The sequence below is a fragment of the Nannocystis bainbridge genome, assembly GCF_028368995.1.
GTDB lineage: Bacteria > Myxococcota_A > Polyangia > Nannocystales > Nannocystaceae > Nannocystis > Nannocystis bainbridge.
In genome coordinates this window covers 3,105,660-3,132,487 of the sequence record NZ_JAQNDL010000001.1, presented here as the reverse complement: position 1 = coordinate 3,132,487, position 26,828 = coordinate 3,105,660, and the positions used below count along the sequence as shown (strand labels likewise).

The window sequence follows — 26,828 nt, the reverse complement described above, 5'->3', positions numbered from 1 at the left end:
GCGCAGGACGGGCGGGGCGGGCGCCGCGGACCCGGTCCCCCTACCTTGGGACAGGTCGCGCCCGGCGGGCGGTGACACCGGGACCCGGCGGACTTCCGGGTGCGCGCGGCCCGAAGTTTGTTCACGCGGGCGGCGGCGGCGATCACGGCGATCGGCTCGGCGGCGCCGGCTGTCTCACGGCCCGCGACGGCGGCTGCGCCGAGGCCCCGTGGCACACTGACGCCGATGAGCGAGCAGGCGCCGGAACACGAGATCTACGCCCGGATCGGCGAGGAGGGCTTTGCGCGGCTGGCAGCGGCCTTTTATCGCCGCGTGGTCGACGACGACATCCTGGGGCCGATGTACCCGCGCGACGACATGACCGGGGCCGAGGTCCGCCTGCGCGACTTCCTGGTCGGCCGATTCGGCGGTCCGCAGCGCTACATCGCGCAGCGGGGCCATCCGCGGCTGCGGGCCAGGCACATGCCCTTCAAGCTCGACCTGCGCGCCCGCGATCGCTGGGTGGCGCTGATGGAAGCGGCGCTCGCCGAGGTCCAGCTCGAGCCGGGGGCGGCGGCGACGCTGCGGGGGTTCTTCGCCGACACCGCGACCTTCCTGATGAACCACGGGTAGCTCCCCGATGCGCCGGCGTGCGGCGCGGTGCGAGGGCAGCCCCGGCTGCGGGTGCTTTCGGGCATGTCTTTCGGGGCATGTCCACTCGGACATGTCCCGGGAGGCAGGCGAGTCAGGGCCGCGGCGGCAGGCCGGGGAACTCGACGCCGAACACGACGACGGCGTAGACCAGGTCCTGGTCGGGCAGGGCGGTGAGGCTGTGGCTGCTGCCGGGGCCGCAGTGGGAGCTGGCGCCGGCGCGCACGACGGTGCCGTCGTCCTCGACGAAGCCGCCCTGCAGCACCAGCACGTGCTCGTCGCCGAGGTGGTTGTGGTGCGGGAAGCGGGCGCCGGCGGCGACGCGCACGAACCCGACGTCGGCGCCCGCGGTGGCCGGGCCGCCCTCGAGGTGGAACAGCTCGACGTCCGGCAGCACGTTCTCCCACGCCGCGCGGTCGGTGAGGCGGTCCAGCAGCTCGCGCACGCGGGCCTCGGCGAGGTCGAGGAGGCGGGCGAGGCGGCCGATGAAGGGGCTGAAGCGGCGCTCGGGCGCGGTGACGGCGGCGAGCAGGCGGGCACGCATGGCGGCGGTCGGGCGGACCGGCTTCAGCGCGAGCGAGAGGGCGGTGAACGCCTCGGCGATGGCGCCGTCGACAGCATCAGCATCGCCTGTCCTGATGGACATGTCCTGAAGATCATCCTCGTGCGGCGCGGACGCGTGGCGCGGGTCCGGCGGCGGGGCTTCGCGGTCGCGGCCGGTCATCGGTCCCCCCTGTCTTCAGCATGAAGGGCGGCGCGCAGCTTGGCGAGGCCGGAAGCGGTCCGCGACTTGACGGTGCCGACCGGAACGGCGAGCCGCTCGGCGATCTCGGTGGCCGAGAGACCCTCGAAATAGGCCAATTCGAGCACCTGGCGCTGTGCGGGCGGCAGTTCGTGCAGTGCGCGGCGTACGCGCTCGTGGTCGAGGCTGTGGCCGGGATCGTCGCCGCCGGCGAGCCCGAGGTCGTCGAGGTCGCGCTCCTCGAGGGTCTCGACGCGGAAGCGACCGGCCCGGCGGCAGCGGTCGAGGGCCCGGCTGCGCAGGCGGATGAGGATCCAGGTGCGCACGCTGCCCCGCTCGGGGTCGTAGTCGGCGGACTTCTGCCAGACCTCCATCAGCACGTCGTGCACGAGGTCCTCGGCCTCGCGGCGGCTGCCGAGGATCCGGATCGCGGTGGCCAGCAGGGTGCCGGCGTAGCGGTCGTGCAGGTCGCCGAGCGCGTCACTGTCGCCGGAGGCCATGGCGGCGAGGAGCTCGCCGTCGCTGCGCTCGGGGCCCGAAGGCCCGGGCGGCGAGTTTGGGCCCAGCCGTGACACGGGTGCTGGACTATATGCGCGGCCGTATGCGTGCGCGTCAAGCATGGTGAGCGTGCGAGGTCGTCACGCTCTTACGCCGCTCCGGGGCGCCCGGATCGGTCTCCATCGGCCGCGGTCGCGACGCCGCGGGCGCGCAGTTCAGCCCAGACCTCGTCGCGGTCGACGTGCACGAGGATCGCGATCAGGTCGCCAGGCCGCGCCCACTCCAGGCCGCGACGGATCGCCGCGACCTCGCTCGCGGTCCGCTCGCACGCGATCCCGAGCGCGGCGAAGTTGCGCTCCAGCAGCCCCGGGACCTCGCCCGGGGCCCGTCCGCGCAGGTAGTGATCGAGGTCGCGGGTGAGCACGAGGTCGGGGCGCAGCGAGGCGACGGCGCGGGCGACGTCGCGGAGGTCTTCGTCGCGGCGGTCGCCGGCGATGCCGAGGCTGATCAATAAGCGCGCGCCGGCGCGGATCTGCCCGAGCAGCGGGGCGAGGCCGGCGATGCCGGCGGGGTTGTGGGCGAAGTCGAGGAACAGCTTGGCGTGGCCGACCTGGACCAACTGGGCGCGCCCGGGGTTGTCGTCGAAGCTGCGCAGGCCGGCGGCGATGGCGGCGTCGGGCAGGCCGAGCGCGGTCGCCAGGGCGGCGGCGGCGAGGGCGTTGGCGACGTTGTGCGTGGCGGCCCCGCCGAAGCAGAACGGGAGCTCGGCGACGGGCACGATGGCGACGTCGGGCTCGGCCCCGCGGCCGCGCGTGAGCGTCCCCGCGGGCGAGACGAACCACACCTCGCCGCCAGCCGCGCGGTGACGCAGCAGGCGCGGGTGCTGCGGGTCGCGCGAGAACCACACGACCGGCGCCGAGAAGGCCTCGGGCGGGAGGTCGAGCAGGGGGTTGGCAGCGCTGGCTGAAAGAGCAGGTAAATTGCCGCTGTCCGAAGGGGCAGACGCGGCGCTCGTCGGCGCGGATGTCCGAAGGGGCATGTCTGCATGGACATGGCCTTTCGGCAAGGTCGCTTCGGACATGTCCGATGAGGCAGGCACGCCGGCCGGGGCGTCGGCGCCGAGGATGACGCGGCCGTGGGGAGCGACCACGCGGGCGACCACGGCCTTGACGCGGGCCATGGCGGCGAGGTCGTCGATGCCGTGCTCGCCGAGGTGGTCGGCGGCGACGTTGGTGATGCAGGCGGCGTCGCAGCGGTCGACCGCGAGGCCGCGGCGGAGGATCCCGCCGCGGGCGACCTCGAGCACGGCGAGCGTGACGCGGTGGTCGCGGAGGACGATGCGGGCGGCGCCGGGGCCGGTCCAGTCGCCGGTCTCGACCACCTGCTCGGCGACGGCGAGGCCGTCGGTGGAGGTGTTGCCGGGGACATGGCCGGCGGTGCGGGCGATCCGGGCCAGCAGGCGCGCGGTGGTGGTCTTGCCGTTGGTGCCGGTGATGATGGCGACGGGGATCGCTCGCAAGCTGTCCCAGGGGACATCCGCGGGCAAGGGCGCGAGGATCCGCGGCCAGGTGCGCGAGCTGGCGCCCTCGCCGAGCGAGAGGCTGTCGTCGTCGAGCAGCAGCGGGACGCCGCGGGCGGCGGCGGCGGCCTGCAGCTCGGGGAGGACGGCGAGGCGCTCGCGCTCGCGGGCCGCCAGCAGGTCGGGCAGGAGCGCTTCGAGGTCGCGCGGGGGCTCGCCGGTCAGCGCCCGCTGGGCGCACTCGACGGCCCACTCGGTGACGTCGACGGCGACGTAGAGCGCGTCGGGCGGGGCCGGGAACACCAGAGCCGCGCCGTGATCGCCAGCCCACCGACGCACGGTCGTCGGCGCGTGCCAGCCGAGCCGCGCGGCCGCGCGGGCGACCGCGTCCCGCCAGGCGGCGAGGGCCCGCGCGAGGTCGTCGCCGGGCTCGAACTCGACCTCGGCGATCGCGCCCGGGCCGTCGAGGTCGAGGTTGACCCCGGTCAGCCGGCGGGCGTCGAGGAGTCGCATGGTCCTGTCCTTCGGGTCAGGTCAGTCGTCGAGCCCGGCGTCGCGGGCGAGGCGGACGCCGCGGGCGTCCTCGACGACGCCGGACGGGGTGGTCCGGTCCTCGACCGGGCGGTCGTCGTTGACCGGGCCGGTGAGGCCGACGGGCTGGCCGGCGAGGTGACCGGTGGGGTTGCTCGGCAGGCCGACGGCGAGCTGGCCGACGCTCGAGGTGGCGGCGGCGCGGGCGGCCGGGGCGAACCGGTCCTCGCGGAAGCGGACGATCTGCTTCCAGCAGCGCGAGATGTTGTCGCCGAAGATCAGCAGCAGGTCGCCCTGATCGCAGGCGGCGAGGGCGGCGTCGATCGAGCGCTGCTCGTCGAGGATGATCTGGATCTTGCTCTCGGCGACGCCCTGCTGCAGGAGGCCGGTGCGCAGCAGGTCGGCGACCTCGCCGGAGGCGCGGCCGCGCAGGCCGTCGTCCTGGCGGATGATGAACTGGTCGAAGGCGGGCGCGGCGTGGCGGGCGATCTCGGCGATGTCGGCGTCACGGCGGTCGCCGGGGGCCGCGAGCACGCAGACCCGCTTGCCCTTGACGTCGAGCCGCGAGACCAGGCTGGCCATGGCGCGCACGGCCGCGGGGTTGTGGCCGTAGTCGAGGATGACCTTGAACGGCAGCTCCTCGAACACGTTGAGCCGGCCGGGCGCCTGGAAGTAGGTGCTGTCGAAGGTGCGCAGGCCCTGGCGGATGTTCTCGAGCTTGACGCCCATGGCGTAGGCGACGCAGGTGGCGAACATCGCGTTCTGCACGTTGTGCAGCGCCTTGCCCTCGAGGGTGGCGGGGATGAGGTGCGTCCACAGCAGCGGGATGTGCGAGCCGCGGTCGTAGACGGTGATCATGTCGCCGTTGATGCCCTCCTCGAGCACGACCGCGAGGCCGCCGGCGCGGATGTGCCGGCGCACGAGGTCGTGCTTGGGGCTGGTGGTGACGTAGCCGATGCGGTTGGCCTGGGTGTAGTCGGCCATGCGCAGGCAGTGCTCGTCGTCGGCGTTGAGCACGGCGCAGTCGCGCGCGACCTCGACGACGATGCGCTTGAGCTCGGCGAGCTGGTCGAGGTTGTCGATGCCGCCGAGGCCGAGGTGATCGGCGGTGACGTTGAGGACGGCGCCGACGTTGCAGGCGCGGTAGCCCATGCCGGCGCGCAGCAGGCCGCCGCGCGCGGTCTCGAGGACGGCGAGGTCGACCAGCGGGTCGCGCAAGACCATCTGCGCGGCGACGGGGCCGGTCATGTCGCCGACGACGGTGCGCTCGCCGTCGATGTAGACGCCGTCAGTGGTGCACAGGCCGACGGTGGCGCCGGACATCTTGTGGATGTGGGCGATCATGCGGCAGACGGTGGTCTTGCCGTTGGTGCCGGTGACGGCGGCGATGGGGATCCGGCTCGGGGTGCCGGGCGGGAACAACATCTCCATGACCGGGCCGGCGACGTCGCGCGGGGTGCCCTCGGTGGGCGCGACGTGCATGCGGAAGCCGGGGGCGGCGTTGACCTCGCAGATGCCGCCGCCGGCCTCGCGGTGGCTGCGGGTGATGTCAGGGGTGATGAAGTCGATGCCGCAGATGTCGAGGCCGATCGCCTTGGCGGCGCGCACCGCCATCTCGCGGTTGTCGTGGTGGCAGACGTCGGTGAGGTCGATCGCGGTGCCGCCAGTGCTGAGGTTGCCGGTGCTGCGCAGGTAGACCTCTTCGCCGGCGGCCGGCACGGTGTCGGCGGTGTAACCCTTGAGCTCGAGCAGCCGCCGCGCCTGGTAATCGAGCTCGATGCGGGTGAGGACCTTCTCGTGGCCGATGCCGCGCCGCGGGTCGCTGTTCACGTGCTCGATGAGCTGGGTGATGGTCCGCTCGCCGTCGCCGACGACGTGGCCCGGGACGCGCTTGGCGACGGCGATCAGCTCGCCGGCGACGACCAACATGCGGTGGTCGAAGCCGGGGATGTAGGTCTCGACGATGACGCTGTTGGAGTGCTCCTGGGCCTTCTCGAAGGCGGCCCGCACGGCGGTCTCGCTCTGCAGGTCGATCGAGACGCCGCGGCCGTGGTTGGCGTCGAGCGGCTTGACGACCACGGGGAAGCCGAGCCGCGTGGCGGCGGCGACGGCCCGATCGGCGGTGCGCACGAGGTGCTGGCGCGGGACCGGGAGGCCGAGGTCGCCGAGGATCTTGTTGGTCTCCTCTTTGTCGCTGGCGATCTCGACGGCGATGTGGCGAGTCTCGGAGGTGACGGTGGCGCGGATGCGCTTCTGGTAGCGGCCGTGGCCGAACTGGACCAGCGACTGGTCGTTGAGGCGGATCCACGGGATGTCGCGCCGCTCGGCCGCCCGCACCAGCGAGGCGGTCGAGGGGCCGAACTGGCGCTTCTGGGCGAAGGCGATCAGGTCCTCGAGCCGCGACGGGAAATCGAAGCCTTCGGGCACGCCCTTGCGACCCTCGAAACCGTCAGGCAGGAGCGAGTGCAGGAGGTCGAGCGCGAGGTCGCTGGCGGCCTCGCCGACGCGCTCCTCTTCGTACTCGTAGACGACGTAGTACTGGCCGGTGGCGCCGGTGCTGCGGGTCTTGCCGAAGCTGACCTTGGCCCCGGTGAGCACCTGGATCTCGATGGCGACGTGCTCGAGCACGTGGCCGAGCCAGGTGCCGCTGTCCTCGCGCAGGCGGCGGACGAACCCTCCCGCGTCACCATACGAGCAGGTGTGCTGCTGCAGGCTCGGCAGCGCCTCGAGCAGCCCATCGACGAAGCCCGGGATCTTCGCGCTCGGCCACTGCTCGAGCTCGCCGAGGTCGAGGTTCATCCGGATGACCGGGAAGTGGGCGTAGAGGTTGGGACCGCGGTAGACGCGACGCTCGAGGATCTGCATGATGTCCCTTGGGGCAGGTTGTCGTGGACCGGAGAGGCGGAGAGCAGCAGGCCGCGAGGTGAGTATCGATCAGTCGTCGTCGTCGGGCGGCGGCAGCGGCGGGACGGCCTCGCGGGTGACGAAATTGTAGCGCGCGCCCTTGGTGAGGATATGCAGCTTGATGCCGGTCAAACAGATGGGTTGACCGGGTTTCGCGAAGGCCATCGAGGAGTGCTCGAGGTTGGCGACGTCCACGAGGGTGATGGCGCCGGCGCCGTCGACGTGCATGACGTCGTCAGGGCCGAGGAAGGCGGCGGTGTCTTCGTCGAGGCCGATGCCGACGGCGAAGGGGTTGAAGGCGAGGACCGACAGCAGTCTGCCCAGCCGGTCGCGCTGGCGGAAGTGCTGGTCGATGACGACGCGGTTGGTCAGGCCGAAGCCCGGCGCCAGCGATGCGAGACCCGCCTTGGGGGTCGCGCCCCCCTGGCCAAAGGCGATCATGTGCTCGGAGAGAATCGCGGCGCCGGCGGACGTGCCGCCGACCGTGACGCCGCGGGCGTTGAGCTTGCGGATCGAGCGGGCGACGGAGGTGCCGCCGAGGATCGTGCTGAGCTGCAGCTGGTTGCCGCCGGTGAAGAAGACGCCGGTGGCCTGCTCGAGGATGCCGAGCCAGTCCTCGCGCTCGGCGTCGGCGCGGGTCTCGAACGGCAAGGCGCGAGCGCTGTGGGCGCCCAACTGGCGGAAGATCTTTTCGTAGCGGACGCCGGTGTCGGCGAGGCGCGAGGCGGTCGGAATGACGGCGATCCGGGCGCCCGCCCCGCCGCTGATCTCGACGAAGCGGCGGAGGATGACCGGGTCCTGCTCCTTCTCTTCGGCGCCGCCGACAGGGACGATCCACCCGCGGCTGTGGTGCTCTTCGATGCGTGCTGGGCTCACGAGGCAGACCTCTCGAAGGGCCCGCATACCACTGTTTGACCGCCCTGGATCAGCCACCTGCCCCGGGCGATCACGCCGGCGATGTGACCGTGGTCGTCGAGGGCGACGAGGTCGGCGTCGGCCCCCGCGGCGAGCCGGCCCTTGTGCCCGAGGCGCAGGAGGTCGGCGACGTTGACCGTGAAGATCGGGAGGACCTCGGCGAGGTCCCGCCCGCGGGCCAGGAGCTCGGTCAGGGTGTCGCTGAGGGTGGTCGGACGGCCGACGTCCATGGCGCAGATGTGCCCGTGGCCGTCGAACACCGGCATGCAGCCGGCCCCGTCGGAGGAGCACGTGAGCCGGCTTACCGGCAGGCCCTGCGCGATCCAGCGGTCGATCGCGTCGGCGGCGTAGAGGCTGTCCCCGGGGTCATCTTCGGGCGGGAAGGCGGTGACGTCGACGCTGCAGCCGCGCGCGACGAGCTCGCCCGCCTCGATGAACAGCCGCCGGTTGCGGTTGACGTGGGTCGGGTGGAACACCCGCGGCGGCAGCTCGCTCACGTCGAGGGCCCGACGCACGAGGTCGAGGCCGCGCAGGCCGTCGCCCATGTGCAGGTGCACGATGCCGGCCTTGCCCGCCATCATGCCGCCGACGTGGACGTCGGCGGCGACCCGCAGCAGCTCGTCGAGGGTCGGCTGGGAGGAGCGGTGGTCGGACAGGGCCAGCTCGCCGACGCCGATGATCGGGTCGACGAACACGAGGTCGCGGCGCACGCTGCCGGTGAGCGTGGGCACGGGCAGCTCGTAGCTGCCGGTGTAGCACCAGGCGGACAGGCCCTCGTCGCGCAGGCCGAGGGTGCGGGCGACGAGGTCGGCGACGGTGCGGGTGGTGCCGTCAGTGCCGAGGACGCCGACGACGGAGGTGATGCCGGCGCGGGTGAGCTGGCTGAGGGTGATCGGCGGGACGCGGGTGCTCGGGCCGGCCTCGCCGCCGCCGCCGATGAGGTGGACGTGGGCGTCGATGAGGCCGGGGATCAGCCGGTGGCCGCGGAGGTCGTGCACGGCCGCGAGCTCGGGCGGGAGGGCCGGCAGCTCGGGGGCGATCGCGGCGATCTTGCCGCCGGCGAGCAGGACGTCGCAGACGCCGAGCGCGGCGGGGGCGAACACCTCGGCGCCGCGCAGCAGCAGCAGCGGCGGGCTGGCCGAAGGGACATGTCCGGAAGCGCCAGAGGAGCCCGCCATCGACCGGCGAGTCTAGCCGAGCTCGTCCGTGCCGGGAAGCCCGCGGCGCGCGGAGCGGGCGCCAGGACGGGCCGCGAAGGGCATGTCCGGAGGGACATGTTCGCAGGAACATGCTCGCGGGGGCATGCTCGCAGGGACATGCCCGGAGGGGCATGTCCGCAGGGACAGCAGCGGAGCCGACGGCTCAGGGGGCCGGGGGCGGCGCGAGGACGGCGGGGCCGAAGTCGGTCTTGTCGGCGGCGGCGACGCTCTCGCAGGACTTGCTGGGGTCGGTGTAGACCGTCGAGGGGGCGCCCTGCAGGTACATGGTGCCGCAGCCGCCGTTGCCGTAGGCGCGGTCGGGGTCGCAGCGGACGCAGCGCCAGCCGCTGCTGGTGCCGCTGCCGCGGTTGCACACGAAGTCCTCGTCGCAGAAGTACGAGCGGCAGTGCTGGTCGAGCACGTCGAAGCCGCGCAGGGCGCTGTTGCCGATCACGGCGGCGGTGCCCTCGGGCGCGCACACCTTGACCTCGGTCTGCTCCGGGTTGCCGGCGTCGCCGCTCAGCGACTCGTAGGTGCGGACCTGCAGGCCGGCGTTGCAGGCGCTGCCGTTGGGCGGACAGCCGGCGCTGCCGTACTGCTCGGGGGCGCACGAGTACGCGGCGGCCTCGTCGAGGGCGTCGTTGTAGGTCTTGGCGACCGGGACGCTGTCGTCGTCGAGGTAGGGCGCCGGGTTGCAGCTCACGTCCTCTTTGTCGAGGATGCTGCAGACCTTGTTGTCCTGGCTCTGGGTGAAGCCGCCGCCGCCGCCGCCGGCCGCGGCGCAGCTCGACTGCCCGCGCTTGTCGGAGAGGTGCTCGGCCAGGGGGACGTCGCAGTCGTCCGCGTTGTCGCAGCGGAAGATCCCGTCGCCGTCGGGGTTCATGATGAAGTTGCAGCCGAGCGAGGCGACCACGGCGAACAGGGCGGAGGCGACGAGCGAGCGGATGGGCATGGGGCGGGTGTGCGACCTCAGACGGGTACGCCCGCCGAGGATACGGAGGGGGGCGGAGGAGCGCAAGCCGGGATCTGGACCTCGAAGGTGGTGCCCTCGGGGCCGGTGGCGGCCACGCGCACGCTGCCCTCGTGGTCCTGCGCGAGCTGCTGGACGATCGAGAGCCCGAGGCCGGTGCCTTGCGGCTTGGCCGTGAAGAAGGCCTCGAACACCTTGTCGACGTCGGCGACCGGCAGGCCGGGGCCGTTGTCCTCGATGAGGACGCGGACGACCTCCGGGCCCTGACGCAGGCGCACGGCGATCCTCGGGGTCCGCGCGAGGTCCGAGGGGAGATCGCCGAGGTCGCCCAGATCGCCGGCGGACCCGCCGCGGCTGCCGACCAGCGCCTCCTGGGCGTTGCGCAGCAGGTTCATGAAAAGCTGCCGCAGCTGGCCGGCGTCGCCCAGCACCCACGCCGGCGCGGGCGCCTCGACGACGACCTCGACGCCGACGCTGGCCAGCTCCTCGGCCATGAAGTCGACCAGGCTGTGGAGCTCGGCCGCGAGGTCGGTCGGCACGCGCTCGGGCGGCTTGCGGCGGGCCAGGCCGAGGTAGTCCTCGGTGATCGCGGTGAGGCGATCGATCTCGGCGGTGATCTTGCGCAGGAGCTGCTGCGCCTCGGGGCTGGCCGAGGCGATCTCGTCGTCGAGCAGCTCGACGTTGAGGGCCACGCTCGACAGCGGGTTGCGGATCTCGTGCGTGACCTGGGCCGCGAGCTGGCCCACGGCGGCCAGGCGCTCGCCGCGGATCAGCCGGCGCTCGCGCTCCTGCAGCGCCTCGGCCATGTGGTTGAACTCGAGCGCGAGGCGGCCGACCTCGTCGCCGCGCAGGGCCCCGGGGGCGGCGACCCGCTGGGCCCAGTCGCCCTCGCCGAGCTGGCGCACGCTGATCGCCAGGCGCCGCAGCGGCCGCAGGGTCCAGATCACGCCGAGGGCCGCGAGGAGGGCCATGACGGCGGTGGCGGCGGCGAGCAGGGCGATGGTCCGCTCGGTTTCGCGCTCGCGCTCGCTGACCTGGATCTGCAGGTCGATGATCGCGCGCGAGACCTGCTCGTCGAGGCGACGGAACAGCTCGCTGATCTCGTTCTGCGTGCGCACGTCGGCCAGCGCCTCGGCCGGGTTCTGGTTGGCGGCGGCCGCTGCCAGGTCCTCGAGCCGGCTCAGGACCTCGCGGAATTCGCGGAGGGTGCGGACGGCCTCTTCGCCGCCGAGCCGCTCGGGGTGGGCGATCGCGCTGTCGAGCACGGAGCGGGCCTGCTGGACCTGTTCGGCGCGCATCTCGAAGGCCTCGGCGAGGGTGGCCTCGAGGCCGGAGCTGAGGCGCTGGACCTCGCTGCCGCGGCGCTCGCGGGCGTGGGTGCTGATGCGGACCGACTGGCGATAGGCGGTGGTGAGGTCCTGGTTGAACTTGACGTAGATGATGGTGAGGAGGTCGAAGCTGACCTTGAGGGCGCGGAGCTCGCGGATGATCAGCAGCGAGGTGACGCCGCTGGTGATGACCACGAGGACCACGAGGGCGGTGATTCGCGCGGCGAGGCTGTGGCGCAGGCGCAGCGGCGGAGCTGGCGGTGGGGGGAGCCTGAGGGGCACGCGCGGCGATGATGCCGCGTCGGCGCGGCCGGCAAAACCGGCAAGGCGAGGGGAAGGCCCGGGTCGGCGGGAAAAAACCGTGGGCGCGGTCCGGCGGCCGCGGCCGTCCGCGGGGGCCTGATGACGCGGGCCTCTTCCCTGGCGGCGCATCCCGTGCGACGTTTGGGCCCCGATGTCGCCCCGCCCGCGCCGACTGTCCCCGCCCGCGACCGCGCTGTCGCTGGCGCTCGCCCTGTCGCTCAGCATGCCCACGGCCGCGGTCGCCGCGCCGGTGGCGGGCAAGGGCTCGGTCCTCACCCTCGAGGGCGACGACCCCGGCAAGGCGGCGGCGCTGACGAAGGCGCTGCAGGCGGAGTTCGCGGCCCGCGGGGTCGGCGGCGGGCGCGGGATGTCGCTGTCGGAGCTCAAGCTGACGATGGGCTGCGACGAGCCGCCGTCGCCGAAGTGTCTGGCCGAGGGCGGGCGCACGCTCGGGGTCGACAACATGGTGTACGGCTCGCTCTCGAAGAGCGGCGGCGGGTTCGTGGTCCAGCTCCACCTGCTCGACGTCGGCGGCGCGAGCGTCAAGGAGTCGGTGACCGCGGAGTACCCGGCGGCGGCGTTCGAGGCGGGCCAGGTGCAGGCGACCGCGAAGGACCTGGTCGGGCGCGTGCTCGGGGCCGAGAAGGCCGCGGAGCCGGTCGCGGCCGAGCCGGAGCCGGAGCCGGAGCCGGAGCCGGACGCGGGCAAGTCGAAGCTGGTGTGGGGCCGCTACAAGGACCAGCCGAAGTGGAAGAAGGCCGGCCTGGCGGCTTCGGCGACGGTCGCGGTGCTGGCGTTCGGCGCGGGCATCGGCCTGTTCATGGCGTGGCGCAAGCCGAACGGCCCGGTGTTCAAGAAGATGCTGCAGCTGGCCGAGGACTCGTACGGCAACGGCAACCCCGACGACGACGTGGCCTACGGCGACGGCCAGAACATCTGCCAGAACGCCCGCGCGCCGCTCGGCGACGGCGTCACCAACGCCGCGGTCGCCAACCAGTGCACGCGCGGCGAGAACATGGCCAAGGCGACCACCGGCATGCTCGTGCTCGGCGGCGTCGCCCTGGTCTCGACGATCGCCTTCACCACGCTGATGTTCGTCCACCGCGAGACGCCCGGCATGGCCAAGCTGCGCAAGCACGGCGTCAACTTCGGCGCGGCCCCGACGTTCACCGGCGGGGTGATGTTCGGCGGCGGCATGCGCTTCTGAGCGCCGATCGTCAGGGCGACCGCGCGATTCCGCGGTCGTCGTATTCGGCTATGGTGATAGTTGACGACCCGGCGGGGTCGTGCTATTCGAGCGACGTCATGCTTCGCGCCACCCGCATCGTCCAGTCGCAGCTCGCGCTCTCGCAGCCGCAGCTCCTGGACTTGTCGTGCGCCTGAGGCGGCGGCTCCGGGCGAGCTGCAGGACGCTTTGATCGGGTGGCAGACCCGGTCTGCGAGGTTTTCGGCGCCTGAGCGCCGGCGCCCGGCGTGATTCGTTCACGCCGGCGGTCGCCGGTGACGGGCGGGATCTTCGCGTGGGATCTCAATGCTGCGTATGTCCGAATGGACATGTGATGCATTGAAGGTACGGGATCTTTCGGGTGCGGACCCCGAGGGTCTCTTTTTGCGTGCACCTGGGAGGACCAGGAGAAACTGTGAGTATGTCATGAGCATCAAGCCCCACCTGAATTGCGGGACGATCGGCCACGTCGATCACGGCAAGACGACCCTCACCGCGGCGCTGACCCGCGTGTGCGCGGCACACTTCGGCTCGAAGGCGCGGGCGTTCGAGGACATCGACAACGCGCCCGAGGAGCGCGAGCGCGGGATCACGATCAACGCCGCCCACGTCGAGTACGAGACGGAGGTCCGCCACTACGCGCACATCGACTGCCCCGGGCACGCCGACTACGTCAAGAACATGATCACGGGGGCGTCGCAGATGGACGCGGCGATCCTGCTGGTGGACGGCAGCCAGGGGCCGCAGCCGCAGACCCGTGAGCACATCCTCCTGGCGCGCCAGGTGGGGGTGCGGCAGATGGTCGTGTTCCTCAACAAGGTGGACGTCGCGGACCCGGAGATGCTCGAGCTGGTCGAGCTCGAGGTGACGGAGATGCTCGAGCGCCAGGGGTTCAGCGGGGTCCCGTTCGTGCGCGGTTCGGCACTGCAGGCGCTGCGGGGCGAGGACGAGCGATCGATCCTCGCGCTGCTCGCCGAGCTCGACCGCATGAGCCTGCCCGAGCGCGATGTCGTCGGGCCGTTCCTCATGCCGATCGAGGGGGTGTGCACGATCGCCGGCCGCGGCACGGTGGTGACCGGTCGCGTCGAGCGCGGGACGCTGACCACCGGGACGACGATCCAGGTGGTGGGCCGCGTCGACGGCCGCCCGCTGGAGGCGGTGGTGACGGGGATCCAGATGTTCCACAAGAACATCCCGGAGGCCCGCGCGGGGCTCAACGTCGGGATGCTGCTGCGCGGGGTCGACCGCGAGCAGGTGGAGCGCGGGCAAGTGGTGATCGCGCCCGATTCGATGCGACCGCACTCGAGCGGGACGGCGGAGATCTTCACGCTCTCGGAGAAGGAAGGGGGCCGCCGGACGAGCTTCGGCACGGGCTACGCGCCGCAGTTCTTCTTCGGGGCGTGCGATTCGACGGCGATCCTCGATGTGGGATCGCTGGGCTCGGTGACCCCGGGTGACCGGGCGACGGTGCGCTTCAAGCTCGGCAAGCCCGTGGCGTTCGAGCCGGGGATGAAGTTCGCAATCCGCGAGGGCGGCAAGACGGTCGGCGCAGGCGTGATCCTGGCGACGGAGTGAGCCGAAAGAAAAAATGAGCGCCGGCCGGTTCGTCGAACCGGCCGGCGCTGTCGCTCGAGCGAACGATCTCTTTTCTTTTAATGGAAAGAGAAGAAAGGGGGGCGATCAGAGGGTGTCGCCGGCGGTGCTGCCGTCGTCGGGGACGCCGTTCGGGTCCGGGTCGCCGCCGGTGTCGCCGGTGTCGCCAGTGGTGTCGCCGGTGTCGCCGGTGTCGCCGGTGTCGCCCGCCGTGTCGCCGGTGTCGCCCGCCGTGTCGCCGGTGTTGCCGGTGTCGCCCGCCGTGTCGCCGGTGTCACCGGTGTCACCGGTGCCACCGGTGTCGCCGGTGTCGCCGGTGTCGCCCGCCGTGTCGCCGGTGTCCTGCGGATCGGGGTCCTCGGGGTGGGGGGCGTCGTCGCAGTCGCAGTCGCCGTGATCGTCGTCGTCGTCGTCGTCGTCGTCGTCGTGATCGTCGTCGTCGTCGTCGTCGTGATCGCCGTCGTCGTCGTCGCAGTCGTGATCGCCGTTGTCGTCGTCGTGATCGTCGTCGTCGTCGTCGTCGATGCCGTCGTTGTCGTCGTCCTTGTCGTCGTTGTCGGAGATGCCGTCGCCGTCGCGGTCGAACAGGGAGCCGTTCAGGAGACCGTCACATCCGGTGACGCCGAGCGAGAGGGCGGTGAGCAGTACGAGGGGCAGGGAGCGAATCAGCATGAGGCGTGCGTCCTTCACCGCTCGAGTTCCCGCTTCGCTGTCGCCGTTACAGGTGCGCGGGAAAAAAATCGACGCGCGCCTCGCGGCTGCGCGTCGTCGGCGCCTGCACGGGAAGATCAGTAGCCGCGGTAGGACGGCGGCGGCGGCGCGTAGCGGTTGGGGAACGGGTCGGCGGAGTCGCGGCGTAGCAGATCGTCGTGGCCGGACTCGCGGAAGAAGGCGACGCCGATGACGCCGATGTTGCGGGGCTTGCCCATCTGCGCCGCGTAGCCGGCGTCGGTGTCGCTGAAGCGGAAGGCGGCGACCGTGTCGTCGGAGGTCCGCCAGCCCTCGATGGCGAAGCTGGTGTATGGGGCGACCACGTAGCCGCGCTTGTGGAAATCAGCCTCGGCGCCGTCGAGCACGTCGAGGCCGTCGACCGAGGCCACGACCTCCAGGCGCTGGCCCGTGTGGTTCTCGACGCCGATCGAGTAGCGTGCACCGATCTCCCCGATCGCGTAGACATCGCTGCCGACCTGCGCGGCCGACAGCGGCGAGCCGGACTCGTCGCGCAGGACGACGCTGACGGCGTCGCTCTGGCGGCTCGCCGGCAAGAGGTAGGGCGAGCCGGTCTTGTGCTGGGCGATCTGCTGGACCCCCGCGGCGTCGTTGTAGCGCAGGCTGAGCACCAGATCGGGGTTGTAGGCGTCGGCGCGTTCGAACCGGGTGCCGCGCACCGAGCTCGAGCGTTGCTCGCCATAAGCGGTGCCGATGCCGCGCGACCGCTCGCGTTCGGCGAGCTCGCCGCTCACGCTCGCCTCGCCCTTGCTCGGGGCCATCGGGGCGGGGGCGTCGGCCGCGTTGGCTGCCTCGAACTGGGCGCCCGCGGGCGTGTAGCCGGACGACTCGGGGGCGTTCAGGCTGGCCACGTCGGAGTGCTTGCTGCAAGCGGCGAGGGCGGCGACGGAGGCGAGGAGGAGCGAGGCGACGACGGTGGTGCGGGGCATGGCGTTCGTCCGGAGGTGCGACCGAAACGCGGCCGGGCGCCGGCGCTTACAGCGGGCGGCGCGGGCGAGTTTGCGCGGGGCGCTCGCGGGCGCGAGGCGGAGGATGAGGGGTCCGCGTTCGCATGGCGCGCGGCGGCTCGATCGCGGGCTCGCGCTCGCCTGTGCAGGACCGCGGGCGCGTGCACGGCCGGCGGACGCAGATGCGACACGGACCTGCTGCGCGCGGCTGGCAGCGCTACATCACTCTATGTCTATGTTCGAAAGAACATGTCCTTAAAAACATGTGCATGAGGACATGTTCGAAGGACAAGACGTGCAGTCGCAAGGGCGATGGGTGCCACGAGGGCGCGGGCTCACGCGTCTTCGGGGTGGATGTCCGCCCACTCGAGGTCGAAGCGCTGCAGGTACTTGCGCAGGCGGTCGGCGTCGTTGCTCGAGCGCTTGCGCAGGCGCGAGGCGGCGAACAGGGTGCGGCCGGCGTCGGAGAGGCTGCGGGCGGCCGCGCACACGCGCACGACCTCGGCCAGCTGGACGCGGTCGAACGGGTCGACCTCGGCGAGCCGCTCCTTGCCGAGCAGGCGGGTGAGCAGGTCGTCGCCGGTGTTGACGGCGGTGCCCGACCAGGCGGCGCGCAGGCGACCGAGCTCTCCCTCGACCTCGCGCGCGCCGATGCGCCCGTTCGGCGCCAGCGTGGCCATGCGCTCGACGGCCGCCGCGAGGTCGCGGAAGTTGCCCGACCACACCGCGTCGGCGGCGGTGGCGAATTTCAAAAAGGCGGCCCGCGCCTGCCCGTAGAAGCTGGCCTTACGGCCATGTCGTTGCGACCAGCGCTCGAGCTCGTAGTCGAGGTTGGGCTCGACGTCCTCGCGACGCTCGCGCAGACCGGGCAGGCGGAACGACCACAGATCGATGCGCGCCAGCAGGTCCTCGCGGAAGCGGCCGGAGGCGACATCGGCCCGCAGGTCGCGGTTGGTGCCGGCGACCAACTGGAACTCGCTGCGGACCTCGCGGTCGCTGCCGACCGGCAGGAACACGCGGTCCTCGATCGCGCGCAGCAGCATCGCCTGCTCGTCGACCCCGAGCTCGCCGATCTCGTCGAGGAACAGCAGGCCGCCGTCGGCCATCTTGAGCACGCCGGCGCGGTCACGGACGGCGCCGGTGAAGGCGCCGCGCACGTGGCCGAACAGCGCCGACATCGCCGCGTCGCCGCGCAGGGTGGCGCAGTTGAGCTCGACGAAGGTGCCGCGGATCTGGTGGCGGTTCTGCTTGAGCTCGAAGATCTTGCGGGCCAGGCGGGTCTTGCCGGCGCCGGTCGGGCCGGTCAGCAGGATCGGCGCACGCGTCACCCCGGCGACTTGCTCGATCTGCGCGATCAGCTCGTTGAAGGCCGCGTTGCGGGTGGCGATGCCCGCCTTGAGGAAGGACTCGCCGGCGCGGGCGTCCTCGGCGAAGCGCTCGGCGATCGGGGCGTAGCGCGCGAGGTCGAGGTCGATGATCGCGTGGGCGCCCGGGTCGCCCTGGTCGCGGCGCGCCGGCGGGATCGTCTGCAGCAGGCGGCCGGGCAGGTAGCGCGACTCGGTCAGCAGGAACAGGCAGATCTGCTGCACGTGCGTACCGGTGGTGATGTGCACCAGGTAATCCTCGTCGTCCGGGCGGAACGGGTAGCCGCGCACGAAATCGAGGAGGCCGGCGTAAACCTCCTCGAAGGCCCAGGGGTCGGCGAAATCGAGGGTGTGCAGGCGGACTCGCGTCTCCGGCGAGATCTGGGCGATGTCGGTGCTGACGGCCTCGGCCAGCTCTGCGTGGGCCTTGCCGTGGATGAGCTCGAGTCGGTCGACGATGAGGTCGTCGTGACGGCAGAGGTCGACGGTGGGCCGCCAGCGGTCCCAGCGGTTGCGTCCGCCGGTATCCATCTGGGAGCCGAGGATCCCCAGGACGACGGTGGGCCTCCGCATGCGGCTATCAAGTTATCAGAGATTATAGGTTCGGATAGAAAAGAATGCTGGCCAAGGCTCCGTGCCCTTCGGTAAGATCTTGAAACTTACTCGTTAATCCCTGAGTCGGGGCCGCCAGGCACGTTCCCTGCGATACCGGGCTTCAGGAGAACGCCGATGTCCAACCGTGACGCGCAAAACTACGAGGTCCATCAGCCCACGGGCGGAGTCCCGATCAAGCGGTGGACGCGTGGGGTGCAGGTAGAAGAGGCCGCGATCGCGCAGCTCGAGCGGATCGCGCAGATGCCCTTCATCCACCGCTGGGTGGCCGCGATGCCGGATGTGCACCTCGGCATCGGCGCGACGGTCGGCAGCGTGGTCCCGACCGTCGGCGCGGTGATCCCGGCAGCCGTCGGCGTCGACATCGGCTGCGGGATGATGGCGGTCGAGACCAGCCTCAAGGCGTCGGACCTGCCCGACAACCTGAGCGAGGTCCGCTCGGCGATCGAGAGGGCCGTGCCGCACGGCCGCACCACCAATCACGGCCGCGACAAGGGCGCCTGGCATTCGCCGCCGGCGCCGGTGGCGACGGTGTGGAAGCAGCTCGCGTCGCGCTTCGAGACGATCGTCGACAAGCACAAGGCGATCGAGAAGAGCAACACGGCGGTCCACCTCGGTACGCTCGGGACCGGCAACCACTTCATCGAGGTCTGCCTCGACGAGCGCGACCGGGTGTGGTTCATGCTGCACTCGGGCTCGCGCGGGGTCGGTAACCGCATCGGCTCGCACTTCATCGCCCTCGCCAAGGAGGAGATGAAGCGGTGGTTCGTCAGCCTGCCCGACCACAACCTGGCGTACCTGTCCGAGGGGACCAAATACTTCGACGACTACGTCGAGGCGGTCGAGTGGGCCCAGGACTTCGCGCGGCACAACCGCGAGCTGATGATGCAGGCGACGGTCCAGGCGGTCGCGGGTTGCAAGGGCATCCCGCCGTTCACCTTCGGGGCGACGGCGGTCAACTGCCACCACAACTACGTCGCGCGCGAGCACCACTACGGCAAGGACGTGCTCGTGACCCGCAAGGGGGCGGTACGGGCCCGCACGGGCGACCTGGGGATCATCCCGGGCAGCATGGGGACCCGCTCGTACATCGTCCGCGGCAAGGGCAACGCCGAGAGCTTCGACTCGTGCAGCCACGGGGCGGGGCGGGCGATGTCGCGGACCGAGGCGCGCAAGCGGTTCACGGTGGCCGACCACCGCAAGGCGACCGCGGGCGTCGAGTGCCGCAAGGACGAGGACGTGATCGACGAGACGCCGATGGCATACAAGGACATCGACGCGGTGATGGAGGCGCAGCGCGACCTGGTCGAGGTCGTCCACACGCTGCGCCAGGTCGTCTGCGTGAAGGGATAGGATGCAGGCGCCGAAGGACGCGATCGTGATCGACGGCTCGGAGGGCGAGGGCGGAGGCCAGATCCTCCGCACCTCGCTGGCCCTGTCGCTCATCACGGGGCGGCCCTTCCACCTGATCAAGCTGCGGGCCCGCCGGCACAAGCCGGGGCTGCTGCGCCAGCACCTCACGGCCGTGCGCGCCGCCACCAGCGTCGGCGCGGCCAAGGTCCAGGGCGACGCGCTCGGTTCGCAGGAGCTGGTCTTTCAGCCAGGTCCGGTCAAGCACGGCGAGTACGCGTTCTCGGTCGGCAGCGCCGGCAGCGTGACGCTGGTGCTGCAGACGGTGATCTGGCCGCTGCTGCACGCGCCGGGCACGTCGACGCTGAGCTTCGAGGGCGGGACGCACAACCCGATGGCGCCGCCGTTCGAGTTCATCGCCGAGGTGTTCCTGCCGCTGCTGCGCCGCATGGGCGCGCAGGTGCAGGCCAACCTCGAGCGCGTCGGCTTCTATCCGGCCGGCGGCGGGCGCTTCACCGCCACCATCACCGGCGGCGAGCCGCTGCAGCCGCTGCAGTGGCACGAGCGCGGCCAGGTCATCCGCCGCCAGGCGCGGGCCATCTACGCCAACCTGCCGAAGTCGATCGCCGACCGCGAGCTGCGGGCAGTGCAGAACCTGCTGGGCTGGGAGCGCTCCGAGATGCGCACGATCGAGGTCGAGAGCGCAGGGCCCGGCAACGCGCTGCTGCTGTCGGTCGAGTTCGAGCACGGCAGCGAGCTGTTCTCGGCGTTCGGCGAGAAGCGGATCTCCGCCGAGCAGGTGGCCGCGCGCGTGGTCAAGGAGCTCGGCGAACACCTCGGCTCCGACGCGCCCGTCGGCCCGCACCTCGCCGACCAACTGCTCATCCCGCTGGCCCTCGCCGGCGGCGGCAGCTTCCGCTCGCACGCGCTGACGCAGCACACGATCACCAACATGGGCATCGTCAGCCGCTTCCTGCCGGTGAAGTTCGAGGTGATCGACGCGCCCGGCGACACCCGCCGCGTGACCGTCGGGCCCGCCTGAGGGGCGACGCGGGCTGCGCACGTGCATGTCCGTGAGGACATGTCTTTTTGGTAATGTCCAAGAGGCCATGTCCGTTCGGACATGGCTCCGCCGAGCCCTGCGAGATCGGCCGCGGGCCACCTCGGGAGCGGGGACGTAGACCGGGCTACGCCGCAAATCGTCTTGACCGACCGGTCTGGTACCACTATCTTGACTGGGTGGTCCAGAATTTCTACGCTCAAGAAAGTGCCCGGCCGCGGGCCTACTACCAGCACTTACAGGCGATGCCTCGCGTCAAGGAGTTCGACCCGGAGGAGGCGCTCGACCGCGCGCTCGACATGTTCTGGCGGCGCGGCTACGAGGGCGCCTCGTTGCGCGACCTGCTCGAGCACATGGAGATCTCGCGCCAGAGCCTGTACGACACGTTCGGCGACAAGCGCTCGCTGTTTTTGAAGGTGCTCGCGCGCTACGAGGCGCTGGCGGTCGAGGGCATGCTCGACACGCTGACGCGGACCGGCTGGAGCCGGCCGATCGAGCGGCCGCTGACGGCGCTGGTGGCGATCCGCGGGTTCTTCGAGCTGTTCCTCGCCGAGGTCGTGCTCGACCGCGAACGCGGCTCGTGTCTGATGGCGAACACCGCGATCGAGGTCGGGCCGGCCGACCCGGAGATCCAGGCGGTGGTGCGCGCTTACTTCGGGCGGGTCGAGGAGGCGCTGCACGCGGCCCTGGAGCGCGCGCACGAGGCCGGCGAGCTGCGACCGGGCAGCGAGCCGCGGGCGCTGGCGCGCCACCTGGTCAATACGCTCTACGGCCTCGGGATCATGAGCCGGGCCGGAGCGGGGCGCGCGGCGCTGCGGCAGATGATCGACGTCGGGCTGTCCGTGCTGGCTTCGTGATCGCCGGCGGGTGAGCGGTGGGTTCGGGTCGATATGGCCCGAAGGACATGTTGTTGCGGGTGAAAATTTGTTCCGGGCCGGGCCCGGGGAGGGATCGTCATGCCGTTTTTCAATTACGCGGCCAAGGAGATCAACCTGAAGCTCGTGTATTACGGGCCAGGTCTGTCGGGCAAGACCGAGTGTGCGCAGTGGATCCACCGGAAGACCGATCCGTCGCGGCGCGGCGCGCTGCTGCGGCTCAACACCGACAGCGAGCGCACGCTGTTCTTCGACTTCATGCCGCTGACGCTCGGGACCCTCGGCGGGCTGCGCGTGCGCCTGCACGTGTACACGGTGCCGGGGCAGATCCACTACGCGGCGACGCGCAAGCTGGTGATGCGCTCGGCCGACGGGGTGGTGTTCGTGGCCGACTCGCAGGCGATGCGCATGGACGCCAACTGCGAGAGCCTCGACAACCTGCACCGCGACGTCGCCGAGCATCGACTCGACCTCGGCGACGCTTATGTCATCCAGTACAACAAGCGCGACACGCCGGACGCGCTGCCGCTGGCGGAGCTGCGCGCGGCGCTCAACCCCGCGGGCTGGCCCGAGTTCGAGACGGTGGCCACCCGCGGCGAGGGGGTGTTCGATGTGCTGCGCGCGGTGACGCGGCTGGCGCTCGCGCAGCTGCAGACGCCGCAGGCCGCCGGGCAGTGACGGCGGCCCGCGCGAGCGTCAGCCCGGGGTGAAGGCGCCGCAGGCCTGGTGGACCAGGTCGATGCCGTTGGTGAAGAACGGCGTGTAGTCGGCGGCGCAGATGCTGCCGATCGCGCCGTGGCTGAACTTGCTGACGAACTCCTGCAGGCGTGGCGCCGGGCCGCCGGCGAGGGCCTGCATGTCGGGGCCCATGTTGGGATCGCAGCCGCCGCCGGTCATGTTGCCGTCGCCGACCAGGCCGAGCACCACGACCGAGTCCGAGCTGCCGCCCTTGGCCGCCACGAGCGCGTCGTACCACTCCTGCGGGCCGCCGGGAGAGCCGGTGGCGCCGTTCTCGTTGGCGTCGTCCTTGTCGGACACGAACACCACCACCAGCAGCGCGTCGCTGCGGAGGAAGCCCTCGTCACAGCCGCCGGCGCCGTTCATCGCCGGGCTGACCGCCTCGGTCGCGGCGAACATCGGCCGCTTGTCGGCGACCGTCTGGTACTGGCCGACCGCGGCGGTGCAGCCGAAGGTGGCGTGCAGCTCGGGCTGGCTGTCGAGCATGTAGCGGCGGTTGTCGGCGAGGTTGCAGAACGCGCCGGAGTTGCTGTAGTCGCGCCCGGCGCCGTACTGCGAGGCGCACTCGCTGACCTGCAGGCCGGCGCACGGCAGGCCGTTGCAGGTCTCGGCGTTGCCGCCCTCGCACGTGTTGAGGCAGCACACCGGGGCCGGGCCGCAGTAGCACTTGCCGCCGCCCAGGCACTGGCTCGAGTTGGAGAGCGCCTTGCCGTCGTCGGCCCCGACCGCCATCACGTGCGTGTCCTGCATGCCGAGCGTGGTCTTGATGCCGTCGTAAAAGGCCGGGAACGCGGCGATGAGCCCCTCCTGCTCGGCCTTCATGGTCGTGTCGTTGTCGATCACGAACAGCAGGTCGACCTTCTCGCAGCCGGCCGCGGGCGCGCCGGTGGTGCCGTCGATCCCGGTGGTCTCGGGCGTCGAGGTGTCCGCGCCGCTGCCGGCGCTCGCGGCCCCGGTGCCGCCGCCCGAGTCGTCCGGCGGATCCGTCTCGGTGTCGCCCGGGGTCGCGTCGGTGCCTGCGACCCCGGTCGGCGGCGCAGCCGTGGCGGCGCCGCCGGGAGAGTCGGTGTCGGTGCCCACCGCTTGCGGGTCGTTTTCGACGCAGGCGGTGAGGGCCGAGGCGCACATCAGCCACCTGCCAAGAACGGTCTTCGTAGTGCGGGTCATGCCCAACTATTTAGCCCCGCCCGTGCGAACAGGTGCCTGGTGCGTGGGTACCATCACCGGCGGCGGCAATCGTCACACAGGGTGTGACCCGTTGTAACGCCGTTCGGAGGGCCGATTCGGGCGATCGAGGGCGGCTCGTGAATGTGGTGAGGCGTGACGACCATCATCGTCGCGTCGGCGCGCGCTATGATCATAGGGGCCGCCGCGCGCGCCCGCGGCGAGCCGCGCGCCGGACGTCGCGCGCCCCCGAGCCGGCGCGCGGCGCGAGGGCGCAAAGTGGAGCGATCGCGGCGGCGCTCAGCCGACCGGGACGAAGATGTCGCAGGCGGTGTCGATGACGCTGACGGCCTCGACGAAGAAGGGCGTGTAGTCGGCCGCGCAGACGCTGCCGATCACGCCGCCGGAGAACATGTCGACGAACGACTGCAGGCGCGGGGCCGCCTCGCCGCCGTCCTCGTCGGGGTCCCACACCGGCGGGCACAGGCCGCCCGGGAGGTTGCTGTCGCCGACCAGGCCGAGCACCACCGCGGCGTCGGGGACCCCGTGCTTGGCGGCCACGACCGCCTCGTACCACGCGGCCGGCTCGCCGGGCGAGCCCTCGTTCACCTCGATGTTGTCGTCCTCTTCGTCGGTGATGATGACGAGCACGAGGATCGCGTCGTCGCGCAAGAAGCCCTCGTTGCAGCCGCCGGGCCCGTTCTGCACGTCTCCGAGCGCGCTCAGGGCGGCGTGGATCGGCCGCTCGTCGCCGCTGCCGAACGCGCCGATGCCGGCGGTGCAGGCGAAGGTCGAGACGAGGTCCGGCTGCGAGGCGAGCATGTAGCGGCGCTCGTCGGCGATCGGGCAGCGGGCGCCGTACTGGTCGAACTGGCGGCCGCTGCCGTACTGGAACTCGCAGGCGTCGATGCTGATCTGGTCGCACGGGTCGCCGTTGCAGGTGGTGCCCTTGAAGATCGTGTCGCACACGTCCTGGCAGCAGGTCGGCGCGGGGGCGCAGATGCACTGCTGGAAGTCGCAGTCCTCGTCGCCGTTGCCGGCGTCGCCGTCGTCGGTCGAGATCGTCATGAGGTGGTAGTCGTCGGCCTCGAGGGTCTGCTCGATCGCCGCGATGAACCCGGGGAACGAGGCGATCAGGCTGCTCTGCTCGTCGGCCATCGAGTTGGAGTTGTCGATGACGAACAGGAAATCGACCTTGTCGCAGCCCGGGGGCATCAGCACCTCGCCGCCGGTGGGCTCGTCCGCGAGGTCGAGCTTGTCGGTCGCGCCGGCGCTGGTGGCCTCGCCTTCGCTCTCGCTGGCGAAGATGCCCGGCGGCAAGGTCACCGAGGTCGGGATCGCGGACGGTGGGGAACCGTCCGTGGCGCTCCCACGCAGGTGGTCCTCGCCGTTACACGCGACCACGAGCGTCCACGCCAACCACAGGTGGACAGGATGCGACATCGAGCGAGCCATGCCGATTCCTTAGCGCCGACCAGGCGCCGAGGACGGTGGATGGCGTCACAGCTCAGCGCGTGGCTTCGAGGTAGCGCTGCTCGAGCGAGCGACCCTTGCCGACGCCGGAGATCCGCGCACCCTGGGTCAGGAGCTCGCGCAGCACCGCGGCGATGACGTCTTCGGCGGCGCTATCGGGACCTGGCTGAAAGGACACCCGCAGCACGCGGCTCTGCGCGTCCCACTCGATAGCGACGTCGCCGAGGTGCGCGCGCAGGTGCTCGACCGGCTCCGGGCCCGGCGCGAGGACCACGAACACCTCGGCGTCCTGCGCGGTGAGGGCCGACACCGCGCCAGACTCGAGCGTCTGGCCCTTGTCGATGAAGGCCGCCTCGTCGCAGATGGCCTCGAGCTCCTGCAGGTTGTGCGACGACACGACGATCGTGCGCTGGCCGCGGTGGCTGCGGAGGGCCTCGCGCAGGTCGTGGGCGTGACGCGGATCGAGGCCCGCGGTCGGCTCGTCGAGCAGAATCAGCTCGGGGTCGCCGAGGAACGCCTGCGCGACGCCGACCCGCTTGACCTGCCCGTGCGACAGCGTGCCGGCGCGGCGCCCGGCCAGCTCGCCGAGGTCGACGATCGCCAGCACGCGCTCGGCCTCGCGACGAGCTGTCTCTGGGGACATGCCCTGAAGGCGGGCCAGGAAGGTAAGGTGCTCGCGCACGGTCAGCTCGCGGCCGAGCACCGCGTCCTGCGGCAGGGCCGCCAGGCGACCCTTGAAGCGCATGACGTCGGGCGGGCCGTCGAGCACGCTGATGGTGCCCTGGTCGGCGCGCAGGAAGCCGCACACGACCGAGAACAGGGTGGTCTTGCCGGCGCCGTTGGGGCCGATGAGGGCGAAGACCGAGCCGCGAGGGACGCGGAGATCGACGCCGCGGAGGGCGTGCACGGCGCCGAAGCGCTTGTGGACGGCGGCGAGCGCGAGCGCGGGAGCGGTCACAGGTCCCTCCGACGAAACACTTGAAAGCCGAGCCAGGTGTAGCCGGCGCACAGGGCGGCGCAGCCGGCCGCGTTGAGCAACCTGTACGAAAGGTCAGGGTGGAAGAACAAGGTCTTGTAGGCGAACGGGGTCAAGTACTGCAGCGCCGACAGGCCGGGGGTGAATGCCGCCCACACCCCGAGGATCCACAGCACGAACAGGAAGAAGAGCGCCAGGGCGCGCGCGGCCCCGGGCCCGCGCACCAGCTGCGAGGCGCACGCGACCGGGCCGAGCACCGCGAACGCGAACAACGCCAGGATCGGCCAGGTCGCCAGCAGGGCGAGGAAGCTGCCGAGGAAGTCGAAGCGCGGCAGGAAGGCGCCGCCGATCACCAGCACGGGGATCATGCCGAGGCCGGCGATCATGGCGACCAGCAGCACCTGCGACAGCAGCTTGCCGAGGACGAACGCGCCGCGGCTGGTCCGCAGGGCGACGAACCGGACGGTGCGCTGGTGGAGGTCGCCGGCGACGAGGTCGTAGCTGGTGAGCGAGATCAGCCACGGCAAGGCGCCGAGCGAGAACCACGCGAACACGAGGACCATCGCCGGGTAGGTCGCGAGGTGGCCGGCGATGACGTTGTCGCCGCCGGCGATGACGTAGAGGAGGCCGGTGTAGCCGGCGTCCTGGGCGGCTCCGGCGGCGGCGGTCGCGGCGAGCTGCTCGTTGGCGTCGCCCATGCCGCCGATGACCTCGGAGGCCGCCTCCTGGGCGAGCTTCACGACCTCGACGTAGATGTAGCTCGTGATCGAGGCGACGAGCAGATAGAGGAGCGCGAGGACGAGGGCGCGGCGGGTGCGGATCGATTCGCGGAGGTCGAAGCCGGCGATCAACCACGCGTCGCGCAAGAAAGTCGATGAGGTGGCCAAGCCGACGTCCAGAGTACCCGAGGTCGCCCGGCGCGAGAAGTGTGACAGCGGGGGCAGACCGCGGGGCGGCGGGCGTCGTTGACCCCGATCATGACGCGTCCTCGCTATCGTCCTCGCGGCCCCGGTGCCCTCTATTTGCTCGGGGTCCTCGTCGTCGGCGGCTCGATCGCCGCCCTGTCCGCCCTGGTCGCCCCCGATGTCGCGGCCGCCACCACCCGCGAGGTACGATGAAATGCGGCGTCGGTGCGGGATCTCGACCACGCGTCGCGCCGCGATCGCGGCGGCCGTCCGCGCGC

23 protein-coding genes are annotated in these 26,828 nt (G+C 71.6%); 8 read left to right on the top strand and 15 right to left on the bottom strand.

Annotation, left to right across the window (positions count from 1 at the left end; genetic code table 11):
* Positions 1-225: 225 nt before the first annotated feature.
* Positions 226-612 carry a globin domain-containing protein gene (locus POL25_RS12255; RefSeq protein ID WP_272086155.1) on the top strand — a complete coding sequence of 129 codons (387 nt, stop codon included), beginning with the start codon at positions 226-228 and terminating at the stop codon, positions 610-612.
* 112 nt (positions 613-724) lie between these two features.
* On the opposite strand, the gene POL25_RS12250 is transcribed toward POL25_RS12255, so the two are convergent.
* The 8 genes from POL25_RS12250 to POL25_RS44250 form a co-directional block, all read right to left on the bottom strand.
* Positions 725-1,276, bottom strand: coding sequence for a cupin domain-containing protein (locus POL25_RS12250; RefSeq protein WP_272086154.1), 552 nt, complete (start codon positions 1,274-1,276; stop codon positions 725-727).
* Between the two features lie 74 nt (positions 1,277-1,350).
* Complete coding sequence (locus POL25_RS12245) at positions 1,351-1,947, bottom strand: sigma-70 family RNA polymerase sigma factor (protein ID WP_272086153.1); 597 nt, start codon at positions 1,945-1,947, stop codon at positions 1,351-1,353.
* A 71-nt stretch (positions 1,948-2,018) separates the two neighbouring features.
* On the bottom strand, positions 2,019-3,902 hold the full coding sequence (locus POL25_RS12240) for a Mur ligase family protein (RefSeq protein WP_272086152.1): 1,884 nt from the start codon (positions 3,900-3,902) through the stop codon (positions 2,019-2,021).
* Positions 3,903-3,923: 21 nt separating this feature from the next.
* Positions 3,924-6,785, bottom strand: coding sequence for a cyanophycin synthetase (gene cphA / locus POL25_RS12235; protein WP_272086151.1), 2,862 nt, complete (start codon positions 6,783-6,785; stop codon positions 3,924-3,926).
* 69 nt (positions 6,786-6,854) lie between these two features.
* The gene (locus POL25_RS12230) at positions 6,855-7,700 is read right to left on the bottom strand and encodes a cyanophycinase (RefSeq protein WP_272086150.1); all 846 of its coding nucleotides are present in this window, start codon (positions 7,698-7,700) and stop codon (positions 6,855-6,857) included.
* Positions 7,697-8,917 (bottom strand): beta-aspartyl-peptidase, encoded by a 1,221-nt coding sequence (gene iadA, locus POL25_RS12225; RefSeq protein ID WP_272086149.1) that lies wholly within the window; start codon positions 8,915-8,917, stop codon positions 7,697-7,699. The genes POL25_RS12230 and iadA overlap by 4 nt, the downstream gene beginning before the upstream one ends.
* A gap of 184 nt (positions 8,918-9,101) precedes the next feature.
* A complete protein-coding gene (locus POL25_RS12220) occupies positions 9,102-9,890 on the bottom strand; it encodes a hypothetical protein (RefSeq protein ID WP_272086148.1) in 789 nt (262 codons plus the stop codon).
* 17 nt (positions 9,891-9,907) lie between these two features.
* Positions 9,908-11,518: a sensor histidine kinase gene (locus tag POL25_RS44250; RefSeq protein ID WP_272086147.1), complete on the bottom strand. Its 1,611-nt coding sequence runs from the start codon at positions 11,516-11,518 to the stop codon at positions 9,908-9,910.
* A gap of 172 nt (positions 11,519-11,690) precedes the next feature.
* Between POL25_RS44250 and POL25_RS12210 the strand changes: the two genes are divergently transcribed.
* On the top strand, positions 11,691-12,746 hold the full coding sequence (locus POL25_RS12210) for a hypothetical protein (protein WP_272086146.1): 1,056 nt from the start codon (positions 11,691-11,693) through the stop codon (positions 12,744-12,746).
* A gap of 444 nt (positions 12,747-13,190) precedes the next feature.
* A complete protein-coding gene (locus POL25_RS12205; RefSeq protein WP_272086145.1) occupies positions 13,191-14,339 on the top strand; it encodes an elongation factor Tu in 1,149 nt (382 codons plus the stop codon).
* 105 nt (positions 14,340-14,444) lie between these two features.
* Here POL25_RS12205 and POL25_RS12200 read toward each other — a convergent pair whose 3' ends face one another.
* The 3 genes from POL25_RS12200 to rtcR form a co-directional block, all read right to left on the bottom strand.
* On the bottom strand, positions 14,445-15,029 hold the full coding sequence (locus POL25_RS12200; RefSeq protein WP_272086144.1) for a hypothetical protein: 585 nt from the start codon (positions 15,027-15,029) through the stop codon (positions 14,445-14,447).
* A gap of 116 nt (positions 15,030-15,145) precedes the next feature.
* On the bottom strand, positions 15,146-16,015 hold the full coding sequence (locus tag POL25_RS12195; protein ID WP_272086143.1) for a hypothetical protein: 870 nt from the start codon (positions 16,013-16,015) through the stop codon (positions 15,146-15,148).
* Between the two features lie 353 nt (positions 16,016-16,368).
* Positions 16,369-17,970, bottom strand: coding sequence for an RNA repair transcriptional activator RtcR (rtcR, locus tag POL25_RS12190; RefSeq protein ID WP_272086142.1), 1,602 nt, complete (start codon positions 17,968-17,970; stop codon positions 16,369-16,371).
* A 156-nt stretch (positions 17,971-18,126) separates the two neighbouring features.
* Here rtcR and POL25_RS12185 point away from each other — a divergent pair, with 156 nt between their 5' ends.
* The 4 genes from POL25_RS12185 to POL25_RS12170 all read left to right on the top strand — a co-directional run bounded on the left by POL25_RS12185 (position 18,127) and on the right by POL25_RS12170 (position 21,972).
* Positions 18,127-19,362, top strand: coding sequence for an RtcB family protein (locus POL25_RS12185; protein ID WP_272086141.1), 1,236 nt, complete (start codon positions 18,127-18,129; stop codon positions 19,360-19,362).
* 1 nt (position 19,363) lies between these two features.
* Entirely contained in the window at positions 19,364-20,401 is a 1,038-nt protein-coding gene (gene rtcA / locus POL25_RS12180) for an RNA 3'-terminal phosphate cyclase (RefSeq protein WP_272086140.1), read from the top strand.
* 263 nt (positions 20,402-20,664) lie between these two features.
* A complete protein-coding gene (locus POL25_RS12175) occupies positions 20,665-21,276 on the top strand; it encodes a TetR/AcrR family transcriptional regulator (RefSeq protein ID WP_272086139.1) in 612 nt (203 codons plus the stop codon).
* 99 nt (positions 21,277-21,375) lie between these two features.
* On the top strand, positions 21,376-21,972 hold the full coding sequence (locus POL25_RS12170; RefSeq protein ID WP_272086138.1) for a GTP-binding protein: 597 nt from the start codon (positions 21,376-21,378) through the stop codon (positions 21,970-21,972).
* An 18-nt stretch (positions 21,973-21,990) separates the two neighbouring features.
* Here POL25_RS12170 and POL25_RS12165 read toward each other — a convergent pair whose 3' ends face one another.
* The 4 genes from POL25_RS12165 to POL25_RS12150 form a co-directional block, all read right to left on the bottom strand.
* A complete protein-coding gene (locus POL25_RS12165) occupies positions 21,991-23,199 on the bottom strand; it encodes a hypothetical protein (RefSeq protein WP_272086137.1) in 1,209 nt (402 codons plus the stop codon).
* Between the two features lie 297 nt (positions 23,200-23,496).
* On the bottom strand, positions 23,497-24,651 hold the full coding sequence (locus tag POL25_RS12160) for a hypothetical protein (protein WP_272086136.1): 1,155 nt from the start codon (positions 24,649-24,651) through the stop codon (positions 23,497-23,499).
* Positions 24,652-24,703: 52 nt separating this feature from the next.
* Positions 24,704-25,627, bottom strand: coding sequence for an ABC transporter ATP-binding protein (locus POL25_RS12155; protein ID WP_272086135.1), 924 nt, complete (start codon positions 25,625-25,627; stop codon positions 24,704-24,706).
* The gene (locus POL25_RS12150; protein WP_272086134.1) at positions 25,624-26,532 is read right to left on the bottom strand and encodes an ABC transporter permease; all 909 of its coding nucleotides are present in this window, start codon (positions 26,530-26,532) and stop codon (positions 25,624-25,626) included. The genes POL25_RS12155 and POL25_RS12150 overlap by 4 nt, the downstream gene beginning before the upstream one ends.
* A 90-nt stretch (positions 26,533-26,622) precedes the next feature.
* On the opposite strand from POL25_RS12150, the gene POL25_RS12145 reads away from it, so the two are divergent.
* On the top strand, positions 26,623-26,763 hold the full coding sequence (locus POL25_RS12145) for a hypothetical protein (RefSeq protein ID WP_272086133.1): 141 nt from the start codon (positions 26,623-26,625) through the stop codon (positions 26,761-26,763).
* Positions 26,764-26,828 lie beyond the last annotated feature (65 nt).

Coding starts and splice junctions, on each gene's coding strand:
- POL25_RS12165 (WP_272086137.1), bottom strand. CDS start 23,199: ATGACCCGCACTACGAAGACCGTTCTTGGCAGGTGGCTGATGTGCGCC.
- POL25_RS12200 (WP_272086144.1), bottom strand. CDS start 15,029: ATGCTGATTCGCTCCCTGCCCCTCGTACTGCTCACCGCCCTCTCGCTC.
- POL25_RS12195 (WP_272086143.1), bottom strand. CDS start 16,015: ATGCCCCGCACCACCGTCGTCGCCTCGCTCCTCCTCGCCTCCGTCGCC.
- POL25_RS12145 (WP_272086133.1), top strand. CDS start 26,623: ATGACGCGTCCTCGCTATCGTCCTCGCGGCCCCGGTGCCCTCTATTTG.
- POL25_RS12185 (WP_272086141.1), top strand. CDS start 18,127: ATGTCCAACCGTGACGCGCAAAACTACGAGGTCCATCAGCCCACGGGC.
- POL25_RS12250 (WP_272086154.1), bottom strand. CDS start 1,276: ATGTCCATCAGGACAGGCGATGCTGATGCTGTCGACGGCGCCATCGCC.
- rtcA (WP_272086140.1), top strand. CDS start 19,364: ATGCAGGCGCCGAAGGACGCGATCGTGATCGACGGCTCGGAGGGCGAG.
- cphA (WP_272086151.1), bottom strand. CDS start 6,785: ATGCAGATCCTCGAGCGTCGCGTCTACCGCGGTCCCAACCTCTACGCC.
- POL25_RS12220 (WP_272086148.1), bottom strand. CDS start 9,890: ATGCCCATCCGCTCGCTCGTCGCCTCCGCCCTGTTCGCCGTGGTCGCC.
- POL25_RS12205 (WP_272086145.1), top strand. CDS start 13,191: ATGAGCATCAAGCCCCACCTGAATTGCGGGACGATCGGCCACGTCGAT.
- POL25_RS12240 (WP_272086152.1), bottom strand. CDS start 3,902: ATGCGACTCCTCGACGCCCGCCGGCTGACCGGGGTCAACCTCGACCTC.
- POL25_RS12210 (WP_272086146.1), top strand. CDS start 11,691: ATGTCGCCCCGCCCGCGCCGACTGTCCCCGCCCGCGACCGCGCTGTCG.
- POL25_RS12175 (WP_272086139.1), top strand. CDS start 20,665: ATGCCTCGCGTCAAGGAGTTCGACCCGGAGGAGGCGCTCGACCGCGCG.
- rtcR (WP_272086142.1), bottom strand. CDS start 17,970: ATGCGGAGGCCCACCGTCGTCCTGGGGATCCTCGGCTCCCAGATGGAT.
- iadA (WP_272086149.1), bottom strand. CDS start 8,917: ATGGCGGGCTCCTCTGGCGCTTCCGGACATGTCCCTTCGGCCAGCCCG.
- POL25_RS12255 (WP_272086155.1), top strand. CDS start 226: ATGAGCGAGCAGGCGCCGGAACACGAGATCTACGCCCGGATCGGCGAG.
- POL25_RS12170 (WP_272086138.1), top strand. CDS start 21,376: ATGCCGTTTTTCAATTACGCGGCCAAGGAGATCAACCTGAAGCTCGTG.
- POL25_RS12160 (WP_272086136.1), bottom strand. CDS start 24,651: ATGGCTCGCTCGATGTCGCATCCTGTCCACCTGTGGTTGGCGTGGACG.